The following is a 7,031-nucleotide window of genomic DNA, read 5'->3' as shown; positions in this document are numbered from 1 at the left end:
AGGGGATGCGGATCCAGGTGAGGAGGAGGTCGAGGGCGAGCAGGACGCAGATGCCTGCGTCGATGCCGATCGGGAAGACCAGCGAGAAGTCTCCGAAGCCCTTGTTCTCGGCGAGCTCGCGCACCGCTGCGTAGGAGCCCGCGAACCCGATGGCGGCGATGACGACCGCACCCGCGACCACCACCCCGATCAACATGCGGTGTGTCCGCGTCAGCTGAAGTGGCCCTGCCACCCGTGATCCCCTCCAAGTGCCTGCCCGCGCTTGCCGCCGCCCGGGCCCGTATGCGCGCAACAGCCTGGCACATGCGTGCGGGTGGCCGTGGGCCGGTATGGGCGAAGGCCGGGCCGGTACCGGCGAAGGCGGGGCCCGTACTGGCGAAGCCCGGCCGTCGGATGAACGGCCGGGCTTGCGGGTGCGGGGGGTTCCGGGAGGTCTACGACTTGTCGGAAGCCTCGTCGGAGGGCTTGTCGGAGGCCTCGTCCGAGGCCTTCGCCGAAGGGGAGGGGGACGGCGAAGCGGCTTGAGAGGCCTTCTCGTTGGCGTCCTGCACGGAGGCGACCGCCTCCTTCGCGGCCTTCTCGGCGGCCTTGACCATGGATTCGGCCTTCGGGGTCTTCTCGCCCGCGAGGCCGGCGCCGTTGTAGTCCAGGGTCACCACGACGTTCTCGATCCGGGTGACGACCGTCTGCTGGCGGTAGTCGCCGAGCTTGCCCTTGTCGAGCTCGTAGCGGACGGTCACGGCCGCATCGCCGATGCCCTTCACCGGGGCCGACTTCACGTTCTTCGCGCCCTCCGTGCCGGTGGCCGCGGAGACCTGCTTCTCGAAGTAGTCCTTGGCGCGCTCCTCCGCGCTGCCCAGGCCCGGCTCCGAGTCGAAGCGGCGCAGGGAGGTGGACAGCCAGCGGTACTGCGAGCCGTCCAGGCCGTTGTCGTCGAGGCCCTTCCAGGCGCAGCTGCCGCTCGTCGTGACATCCGAGGACTTGCCCGACTTGCCGGACTTGTCGTCAACCTTGGGTACCAGGTCCTTGACGGTCTTCGACGACAGCACCTTGCACGCCGCAGGCAGCTGCGCGAACGCGGCGGCCTCCAGGCTCGCCGCCCCGTCCTTGCCGCCGGTCTCCTTCGAGGCGGAGGAGCCGGCGCCGGAGTCGCTCTTGCCACCGTCGCCGTTGCCGTCACCCGAGCCCGAGGAGCACGCCGCGGCGGTCAGCACCACCGGAACGAGCGCGCAGGCGGCCAGAATGCGGGTGAATCGCGGTCCTTTTCGGTGCATGGTTCCTTCGCTCATCAGTCGTGCGGGTCCGTCACGGGCGCCTGTACGGCGGCGGCCCCCTGGGTTCCGCCCAGCCACGGTAGCCGGTGCCGCACCGCCGTGAGGCGAAACCGGAACCCGCCCGCGGTGAACCCCGACACCCTCAGTCCGTGAAGCGCTCCGCCAGCCTTCCGGCCAGAACCTGGGCCCTGTCCTGCAGTTCCTTGCTGTCCGGCACTTCCTGCACGGAGGCGGGACGGGCCTCGTACTCGACGGTCACCAGGACGTTCGACGTGCGGAACACCACAGTCACCACGCGGCGCCGTGCCGCCGAATCGGCCGCGCTCAGCTCGTCGTCGAGGAAGGCCTCGTCGGCCAGGCCCTCCAGGATCCGTGGCTCCAGGCCCTCCGGGGGCGGGGTGGTCGAGGGCGAGGTGCTCGGGGTGCCGTGCTCGGGGTCCGCCGAGCCCGAGGCCGTATCCGAGGCCGTATCCGAAGCCCTGTCCGGAGCCGATCGCGAAGCCGACCGCGAGGCGGCGTCGGAGGTCCCGCCGGAGGGCTTCCGGGATTCCTCGCCGTCGTCCGCGCCGTCCTTCTCGTCGCCTCCCCCGCCTGTTTCCCCGTCGGTCTCGCCGCCCGTCTCCTCGTCCGTTTCCTCGTCCGTCGACGTCGGCTCCGGGAGGTCCGCTGCGATCCTCCGATCCAGGAAGAGGCTCTCCGCGAGCGCGTCATCGCTGACCGCGTTGTCGTACGAGACCACGCGCTCGAAGTCGACATGGAGCCGGTGCGTGGCGTCCGGCGAGTCAACCGTCCAACTGCACCCCGCCCTGCGGTCCGTGTCGAACGTCACCGCCGCGGAACCCGCGTACAGCTTCTCGCGCCGGCGCTCCTGCAGCGCTTCGAGGCCCGGCAGCATCGAGTCCAGGGCGTCACGGCCCACCGCATCGCAGGGATCCGGCAGCGAGCGGTACTTGCCGGGCTCGGCCGTCCGGCTCGGGCTCGGTGCGAAGCCGCCGCCCTTTCCGTCCGTGCTCCCGGTCTCGTCCCCGGAACCGGAGGTGCAGCCCGAGAGCAGCACGGCGGCGAGCGTGGCCGCGCCCGCCAGATACCCCTTTTGCCGCACGCTGCGGGCCCTCCTTCGGATGCGGTCTCGCCGGTCTGACCCGGCCCCGTACGGCGAAAAGCATTGGCGTCGCGCACAGGCCGGTGAACACAATGTGTATCGCACGCACCGCCGCGATGGCCGGTCAACCGTCCCTTTTGTCGACCAAGGCCCCACTAATTGCGTTACGCGCACCTTGTGCGCACTGCGGTCTCTACTTGTTTTCTTCTTCGGGGGTTGAACGATCCATGAGTTACGTAGAGGTGCCCGGGGCGAAGGTCCCCATCCGCATGTGGGCGGACCCGGCGACGGTCGAGGCGGGCGCGATGCAGCAGCTGCGGAACGTCGCCACGCTTCCGTGGATCAAGGGCCTCGCCGTCATGCCCGACGTCCACTACGGCAAGGGCGCGACGGTCGGCTCGGTCATCGCCATGCACGGCGCGGTCTGCCCGGCGGCGGTCGGTGTCGACATCGGCTGCGGCATGTCGGCGGTCAGGACCTCCCTGACGGCCAACGACCTCCCGGGCGATCTGTCCCGCCTCCGCTCCAAGATCGAACAGGCCATCCCGGTGGGGCGCGGCATGCACACGGAGCCGGTGGACCCGACCCGTATGCACGGATTCGCGACGTCCGGGTGGGACGACTTCTGGGGGCGCTTCGACGGCGTGGCCGAGGCGGTCAGGTTCCGTCAGGAGCGGGCCACGAAGCAGATCGGAACGCTCGGATCGGGAAACCACTTCATCGAGTTCTGTCTCGACGAGACGGACTCGGTCTGGCTGATGCTGCACTCCGGCTCGCGCAACATCGGCAAGGAGCTCGCCGACTTCCATATCGGCGAGGCGCAGAAGCTGCCGCACAACCAGGGGCTCGTCGACCGCGACCTCGCGGTGTTCATCGCGGACACCCCGCAGATGGCGGCCTACCGGAACGACCTCTACTGGGCGCAGGAGTACGCCAAGTACAACCGCGCGATCATGATGGGGCTCTTCCGGGACGTGATCCGCAAGGAGTTCAAGAAGGCCAAGCCGACCTTCGAACCCGAGATCTCCTGCCACCACAACTACGTGGCTCAGGAGCGGTACGAGGGTATGGACCTGCTCGTCACCCGCAAGGGGGCGATCCGCGCGGGCTCCGGGGAGTACGGGATCATCCCGGGCTCCATGGGTACCGGCTCGTACATCGTGAAGGGCCTCGGCAACCCGGACTCCTTCAACTCCGCCTCGCACGGCGCCGGTCGCAGGATGAGCCGCAACGCGGCGAAGCGGCGCTTCTCGACGCGCGACCTGGAGCAGCAGACGCAGGGCGTGGAGTGCCGCAAGGACTCCGGTGTGGTGGACGAGATCCCCGGCGCGTACAAGCCGATCGAGCAGGTCATCGACCAGCAGCGGGACCTGGTGCAGGTGGTGGCGAAGCTCAGGCAGGTGGTGTGTGTGAAGGGGTGAGAGCCGCTGAGGCGGGGGCCTCGGTGAGGGCCGGTCCGGCGGGGTCCGCCGGACCGGACCGGTGGCCGGGAAGTCGTGTGGGAGCGGCTTCCCGGCCTTTCGCGTGCTTGCGTGGCTCTCCGCGTTCGCGCGCGTGGGCCCTTCGCGTGTTTGCGCCGCGGCCCTCTGCTCAGAGCTCGCGGTGGACCTTGGTGTTGGAGGCCTGGGCCCGGGGGCGGAGCAGGACGAGATCGATGTTGACGTGGCTGGGGCGGGTGATGGTCCAGGTGACGGTGTCGGCCACGTCCTCGGCCGTGAGGGGCTCGGTGACGCCCTCGTAGACCTTGGCGGCCTTCTCGGTGTCGCCGGCGAAGCGGGTGGTGGCGAATTCCTCGGTCTTGACCATGCCGGGGGCGATCTCGATGACGCGGACCGGGCGGCCGAGCAGTTCGAGGCGGAGGGTCTCGGCGAGGACGCGGGCGCCGTTCTTCGCGGCGACATAGCCCGCGCCGCCCTCGTACGTGGCGTGGCCCGCGGTGGAGGAGAGGACCACGACCGTGCCGTCGCCGCTGTCGGTCAGGGCGGGGAGCAGGGCCTGGGTCATGTTGAGTACGCCGATCACGTTGACCTCGTACATCCGGCGCCAGTCCGCGGGGTCGCCGGTGGCGACCGGGTCGGCGCCCAGTGCGCCGCCCGCGTTGTTGACCAGGACGTCCACGCCGTCGAGGGCGCCCGCGAAGGCGTCCACCGCCGCGCGGTCCGTGACGTCGAGGGCCTGGGCGTCGGCGGAGAGCCCCGACTCGGTGAGTTCGGCGGCGAGGGCCTCGATGCGGTCCTTGCGGCGGGCGGTCAGCACCACGTGGAAGCCCGCTTCGGCCAGCTTGCGGGCGGTCGCGGCTCCGATGCCGCTGCTCGCGCCGGTGACGACTGCGGTACGGCGGGCTGCGGCGGCGGTCATGGGCTGCTCCTCGTGCGGTGGGTGCGATGGGTGCGATGGGTGCGGTGCACGCGGCTCGTGTGGCTTGTGCGGCTCGCGTGGCTCCTGCGCGGGTTCCTGGCGGGTGGGGTCAGGCTAACCGGGGTGGCCGAGGCGCCTTCGGTCAACCGGTTGGTGTGTGGGTGTTCGTGGGCCGGCTCGGGCCCTGTCCGAGCGTGCCGAACTGCCTGATATCGGTATGTTGCGCGCGGATCGGACTGCTGGTTCTGGGAACGGCGTGGGAGCGGATATGCGAGTTCGGGTGAAGAACGCGGGACTTGTCGCGGCCGCGGTGGGTGCCGCCGCGCTGGCCGTGGCGGTGCCCGCGGAGGCGGTGCCCGCGGAGGTGGTGCCCGCGGAGGTGGTGCCCGCGGAGGTGGTGGCGCCGGAGGCCGATGTGGCCTACCACGGCCATACCGCGCTGTGGCAGGGGCGGCTGGGTGTCTGGCTGACACCGCAGAACCACGGGCCCGCCGACGTCTCCGATGCCACGGTCCGGCTGCGCACCTCGGCGCCCCTGGCGGACGGGCAGGAGCTGCCGGACCGCTGTCTGCGGGGCGGTCAGCGGGTGGTGCTCTGCTCCACGGGCGGGATCGGGGCCGGGGGCTGGAGCGAAGAGCTCGCCCTCGACCTGCGCCTCAAGGGCTCGCCGAGTGAGGTCACGGTCCGGATCGACACGGTGTGGAACGGCGGTGCCCAGGACCGGAACACCGCCAACAACCGGCACAAGGTGCTGACCCTTGAGACCGGGGACCTGTACGCCTTCTAGGCCTGCTGGCCCCGGGCCCAGGCCACGTACCCGTCGGGGCGGACGAGCTGAGCCAAAGGCCGGCCGTCCTGGCGCTGGGCGCGTATGTGGCGCTTGCCCGCGAGGGTCTGGAGGTCGGCCGGAAGCTCCGTTCCCTCCGGGGCGATCAGGACGAACTGGCCGGTGCGCAGTGCCTCGTAGAGGCGGGTGCCGTCGGTGAGCAGGGTGTCCTCGGCGCGGTGGCCCACCAGGCGGTGGGCGCCGAGGGGTGCCTCGTAGGCATAGCCGATGCCGGTGATCTGGCCGAGGGCCTTGCGGCTGACGGGTGCCGCGGTGTTGACCACCTTCGCGGCCAGCCAGCGGGCCGCGAGCTGGGCCGGGTTGTGGGCCATCGCGAGGCGGACGATCGCTCCGCTGCTGCGCAGCACGGCGGTGCCGACGGGGTGGCGCTCGCTCTGGTAGGTGTCGAGGAGGCTTTCGGGGGCGCGGCCGGTGAGCACGGCGGCCAGTTTCCAGCCGAGGTTGTTGGCGTCCTGCAGGCCGGTGTTCATGCCCTGGCCGCCCGCGGGGGAGTGGGTGTGTGCGGCGTCTCCGGCGAGGAAGACGCGGCCGGTGCGGTATTCGGGAACCTGGCGCTCGTCGCTGTGGAAGCGGGAGAGCCAGCGCGCGTCGTGCATCCCGAAGTCCGTGCCGAAGGCACGGCGGATGATGCCGCGCAGTTCGTCGAGGTCGACCGGGGCGTCGTCGGGGATGTCGGCGCGGTCGCGGTACCAGCCGCCGACCCGCCAGTATCCGTCGCCGAAGGGGATCAGGAATCCGAAGGCGCCCTTCTGCCCGTCGACCGCCACCGTCAGGTCGGGCTCGCTCTTGAGCCGTACGTCGGCGAGGACGATCGAGCTGATCACGGAGTGTCCGGGGAAGGGCTGGCCGACGGCCCTGCGGACGGCGCTGCGCACCCCGTCCGTGCCCACGGCATACGCCGCCCGGTACGCACTGCTCGTGCCGTCCGTGCTCCGTACGTCCAGCGTCACGCCCTCGTCGTCCTGGCGCAGCCCGGTGACCTCGGCGTCGTGCACGAAGATCGCGCCGTGCTCGCTCGCCCTGCGGTGCAGCAGCCGCTCCACCTCGTACTGCGGGGTGGACAGCAGGAAGGGGAAGCGGGAGGGCAGCCGGGAGAGGTCGAGGGAGAGCGAGCTGAACAGGCGCAGCTCGGTGATCTTCCGGCCGGTGGGGAGCAGTTCCTCGGCGAGGCCGCGGGCGTCGAGCACCTCCAGGGTGCGGGCGTGCACGCCGAAGGCGCGGGTCAGGTTGCTGAGCTTGGCCGGGCGCTTCTCGAGGACGGTCACCTTTATCCCCGCGGCGGCCAGATCGCCCGCGAGCAGCAGGCCGGTGGGGCCCGCGCCGACGATGACGACGTCTGCGACAGGGGTGGTGCTCTGCTCTGCGGTGCGGTTCTCGGTCGTGCCGGTCATGGCGGCCTCCTCGGAATGCCAACGGGTGTTGGTCAACGCTCGTTGGCAACGATAGGCCG

The 7,031-nt window shown here is 70.9% G+C and carries 7 protein-coding genes; 2 read left to right on the top strand and 5 right to left on the bottom strand.

Features of this window, described 5'->3' with window-relative positions; all coding sequences use genetic code 11:
* From ACLF6P_RS17360 to ACLF6P_RS17350, 3 genes are all read right to left on the bottom strand, one after another.
* The coding region (locus ACLF6P_RS17360) for a DUF2637 domain-containing protein (protein WP_415951298.1) at positions 1–196 on the bottom strand (196 nt) is incomplete at its 3' end.
* Positions 197–434: 238 nt separating this feature from the next.
* Positions 435–1,274, bottom strand: coding sequence for a DUF3558 domain-containing protein (locus tag ACLF6P_RS17355; RefSeq protein ID WP_415951297.1), 840 nt, complete (start codon positions 1,272–1,274; stop codon positions 435–437).
* A gap of 142 nt (positions 1,275–1,416) precedes the next feature.
* Positions 1,417–2,376 carry a DUF3558 domain-containing protein gene (locus ACLF6P_RS17350; RefSeq protein WP_415951295.1) on the bottom strand — a complete coding sequence of 320 codons (960 nt, stop codon included), beginning with the start codon at positions 2,374–2,376 and terminating at the stop codon, positions 1,417–1,419.
* Between the two features lie 227 nt (positions 2,377–2,603).
* Here ACLF6P_RS17350 and ACLF6P_RS17345 point away from each other — a divergent pair, with 227 nt between their 5' ends.
* Entirely contained in the window at positions 2,604–3,797 is a 1,194-nt protein-coding gene (locus tag ACLF6P_RS17345) for an RtcB family protein (RefSeq protein WP_415951294.1), read from the top strand.
* 169 nt (positions 3,798–3,966) lie between these two features.
* Here the strand turns inward: ACLF6P_RS17345 and ACLF6P_RS17340 are convergent, their stop codons facing one another.
* Positions 3,967–4,734, bottom strand: coding sequence for an SDR family NAD(P)-dependent oxidoreductase (locus ACLF6P_RS17340; protein WP_415951293.1), 768 nt, complete (start codon positions 4,732–4,734; stop codon positions 3,967–3,969).
* Between the two features lie 268 nt (positions 4,735–5,002).
* Here ACLF6P_RS17340 and ACLF6P_RS17335 point away from each other — a divergent pair, with 268 nt between their 5' ends.
* The gene (locus ACLF6P_RS17335) at positions 5,003–5,521 is read left to right on the top strand and encodes a hypothetical protein (protein ID WP_415951292.1); all 519 of its coding nucleotides are present in this window, start codon (positions 5,003–5,005) and stop codon (positions 5,519–5,521) included.
* Here ACLF6P_RS17335 and ACLF6P_RS17330 read toward each other — a convergent pair.
* On the bottom strand, positions 5,518–6,972 hold the full coding sequence (locus tag ACLF6P_RS17330) for an FAD-dependent oxidoreductase (RefSeq protein WP_415951291.1): 1,455 nt from the start codon (positions 6,970–6,972) through the stop codon (positions 5,518–5,520). The two genes, ACLF6P_RS17335 and ACLF6P_RS17330, sit on opposite strands and share 4 nt — an antisense overlap.
* Positions 6,973–7,031: the final 59 nt, after the last annotated feature.

It is taken from the genome of Streptomyces lothianensis, assembly GCF_047779955.1.
In the GTDB taxonomy this organism is placed as follows: Bacteria; Actinomycetota; Actinomycetes; order Streptomycetales; family Streptomycetaceae; genus Streptomyces.
The sequence above is the reverse complement of the archived record's forward strand: the minus strand, read 5'-3'. Positions and strand labels throughout refer to the sequence as shown.